This window comes from Pseudomonas sp. SIMBA_067, assembly GCF_046534675.1.
Lineage (GTDB): Bacteria > Pseudomonadota > Gammaproteobacteria > Pseudomonadales > Pseudomonadaceae > Aquipseudomonas > Aquipseudomonas putida.
In genome coordinates this window covers 1-248 of record NZ_JAWRYH010001027.1, presented here as the reverse complement: position 1 = coordinate 248, position 248 = coordinate 1, and the positions used below count along the sequence as shown (strand labels likewise).

1 pseudogene is annotated in these 248 nt (G+C 50.0%); it reads left to right on the top strand.

What is annotated here, in order from left to right:
- Positions 1-248, top strand: a pseudogene (gene glnA / locus SB765_RS32325) (glutamine synthetase); the annotation flags it as partial.

Here is a 248-nt window from a genome sequence, read left to right as displayed (position 1 = left end):
CCGCCGGTAGACTCTGCTCAGGATATTCGTTCTGAAATGTGTCTGGTGATGGAACAGATGGGCCTGGTGGTTGAAGCCCATCACCACGAAGTAGCGACTGCTGGTCAGAACGAAGTGGCTACCCGCTTCAATACCATGACCAAAAAAGCTGACGAAATTCAGATCTACAAATATGTTGTGCACAACGTAGCGCACCGCTTCGGTAAAACCGCGACCTTTATGCCAAAACCGATGTTCGGTGATAACGG